Source organism: Methanobrevibacter cuticularis (assembly GCF_001639285.1).
Taxonomy (GTDB): Archaea; Methanobacteriota; Methanobacteria; order Methanobacteriales; family Methanobacteriaceae; genus Methanobaculum; species Methanobaculum cuticulare.
Genome location: NZ_LWMW01000003.1, coordinates 1 through 2,679, shown reverse-complemented (window position 1 = coordinate 2,679; position 2,679 = coordinate 1). Strand labels below are relative to the sequence as shown.

Annotated in this window: 2 protein-coding genes; both read left to right on the top strand. The window is 27.8% G+C overall.

Annotated features, from left to right (window positions below):
* A partial coding sequence (locus MBCUT_RS00025) for a transglutaminase-like domain-containing protein (RefSeq protein WP_281177915.1) occupies positions 1-2,318 on the top strand: 2,318 nt, incomplete at its 5' end.
* 37 nt (positions 2,319-2,355) lie between these two features.
* The coding region (locus MBCUT_RS00020; RefSeq protein WP_157082398.1) for a hypothetical protein at positions 2,356-2,679 on the top strand (324 nt) is incomplete at its 3' end.

Below are 2,679 nucleotides of genomic sequence, written 5' to 3'. Positions count from 1 at the left end.
CAATTTATACTAGTTCTCCTTTATCTATTTCTTCAAGTAATTTAGATAGTAATGAAGCCAGTACTGATGGTGGAGCTATTTATTCGACTAATACTCTTTCTATAGGTTCTAGTTCTTTTAATAAAAATACTGCAAAAGGTAATGGTGGCGGATTATTTTTATCTGGTAGTTCTCTGTCTACTGTAACTGGAAGTTCTAAATTTACTAGTAATTCTGCTAAAAACGGAGGAGCAATTTATACAAGCTCTCCTTTAACTATTTCTTCAACTAATCTAGCTACTAATAAAGCAAGTGCTAATGGTGGGGCTATCTATTCTACTAATTCTTTAAATGTTACTAGTGGGACCATTAGTGGTAATAGTGCTATTTATGGAAGTGGTATTTACAATTCTGGTGTTTTAAGATTGAGTAAGGTTAATTTTGTTAATAATAAAGCTAAAATTTTCTCTCTTGGTGTTAAAGCTCCAAAATATGTTATTAAAGGTGATAAGGTAGTAGTTGAATCTTATTTGACCTGTGGTGATAATTTATTAAATGCCATTTATACTACTACTAATAATGTTGTAAAAGATGGCCTTAGTATTAATAAATCTAATAAAGCTAGTGGAGTGACCATGATAATTGAAGCTAATAATAAAAAATACACTTCAAAATCATCATCTGCTGGTGTAGCTGAGATTAAAATACCTACATTATCAAGTGCCGTAAGTTCAAGTTTAAAGATCACTGTTTTATATGATAAAAAAGGTGAACCAAAAAAGAAAGCTACTGTTAAAGTTTCTTATAAATCTTTGAAGAAATCTTACTTAACTAATATAAAATCTAGTCTTAAAAAACTTAAAGTATCTGATTATAAAGGATATTCTAAAGTTCTAAATTATGAAAAACAAATAAAACAATATTTAAAAGATGTTAAAAAAAGCAAATTAAGTAAAACGAATAAAAATGATTTTAATAAGTTGGCGAATAAGGTCTTAAGTTCTATTAATACTAAAAAAACCAAGTCATTAAGTGCATTAAATAAAACTATTAATAGCAAGCGAACTTTTGCTTCTTCTTCTGAAAAGAAAAGTTACTCTTCTCAACTTAAAGATCTTAAGAAAACAATCTATAATAGTAAGGATTTAACCAAAAAATCCAAAAAGAACAAAATAACTGAAGTTAATAAACTTATCAATAAAGTAAATAAACTTCAAATTCAATCTCGTACTCCCTTCTCAACAACTACCTATGAAGGTAGCACTAAAGTTGTAACTAAATGGAGTGATTTAATTAAAGCTAAAAATGATCATACAGAAATAACAGCTAAAGTTGTTACAAATAAAAATATCACTGTTGATTATAAGATTAACTATCATGGAATTGTAGGTAATGAAGTTTTTAATCTATCTACCTATACATATTATATTTATCCCAATTTTACTGAAGTTGGACAGAAAACTATATCTGTGGATGATCAAGTGCAATGGATTTTACTTTCTAATAATAATCTTAAAGAGAAATATAGATGGAATTATCAGAATAGTACTACTTACAAGTTTTATAAAGGAACTAAAGAAGTTTTTAAATATGATAAAAACGGAAAACTTATTTCGAGTGTAAAATATTACAATCAACCAGTTACAGAAACATTACATAAAGTTGTACAAGAAGATTTCTCTAAATATGTTTTACCATCTGAATTTTCTGAATCAAATAATCCAGAGATTATTGAATTGGCTAATCGTATAAAAGCTAATTGTTCTGATAAATCTGATTTTGCTGTAGCGAATGCTATACTAAAATGGGTTCAATATAGTATTAAATATGAGGAATATGGAAATACAATGCAAGGTGCATTAGAAACACTACATTCTAAATTTGGTAACTGTGCTGATCAAGCTCATTTAACTGTTGCACTTCTACGAGCAGTTAATATACCTGCAAAATATACCTCAAAAATAGCCAATATTAGTGGATCTATAAAAGGACATGCATGGTCTAATACTCTTTTAACTTCTTTTTCCATAGAATATGGTATTCCATTTCATTTTGATGATAATTGGATTTGTGCTCAACCAACTGCCGATCCAACAGATCCAAAAAACCCCGCATTAGTCATTCTTCATGATAATAAGGGTAAAATTATTTATCAAGGAAATATAAAATTAGGTTGGCATTTAAGTGATCCTGAATGGTGTACAATTGAAGCAATTGAGTATTATACAAGTTACATTCTAGATACATTTAAGTTAGTCAATATTTCTGGTACTTGGTATATTGCATTTCAAAATATCACAGTTGATGGTATTGAAAAAGTTTATTGGGGTAATGTTTAGTTGGATATTAGTGTTAAATAATTTTTAGGTGTTTATTATGAAATTTAATTTTAAAAAAACTTTAATAGCTTTGCTACTTTTTTTCATTTGTTTATCATTTGTTAATTCTGTTAGTGCAGCTACTTTTTATGTTAATGAGTCTTGGTCTAATCAAGATATTCAGGATTTAATTAATAATAATTTGAGTATTAGTGATTTGGTTTTTTCTAAAACAGGTAATGGGGGTTATAGCGATATTAGTTTGGATGTTTCTAGGTCTATTAATATTGTTTCTGATTTTGGTGTTTTGTTAAATGGGACTAGTGTTGGTGGTGTTTGTGATTATGCTTTTAATGTTTTAGCTGATGGTATAAGTGTTAAT